Raw genomic sequence first — 325 nt, 5'->3', positions numbered from 1 at the left:
CACCGTTGCCGAAGTCTGGTCCGAGGAGATCCGTCATCTGATGGCGACACCTCGGCCGTTCGACGGCTTCGTCGAACACACCAAGCGTGTCTCACCAACCTGCCTCGTTCATCTCGAGCGCAATCGCTACAGCGTGCCGGCGTCCTTCGCCAACCGCCCCGTCAGCCTGCGCGTCTATCCCGATCGGATCGTCATCGTCGCCGAGGGGAAGACCATCTGCGAGCACCGCCGGGTCTTTGCTCGCTCACATGATCGCCGAACCGAGACGATCTATGACTGGCGGCACTATCTGGCGGTCGTCCAGCGCAAACCCGGTGCCCTGCGT

1 protein-coding gene is annotated in these 325 nt (G+C 63.4%); it reads left to right on the top strand.

Annotated elements, in window-relative coordinates:
• Positions 1–325, top strand: a 325-nt coding sequence (locus ACZLZY_RS24990) for a Mu transposase domain-containing protein (protein WP_472936656.1), incomplete at both ends; no start/stop codon positions are given.

It is taken from the genome of Mesocryomonas lacus, from assembly GCF_055730135.2.
Note: the sequence above shows the minus strand (reverse complement) of the source record. Positions and strands in the feature narration are given on the sequence as shown.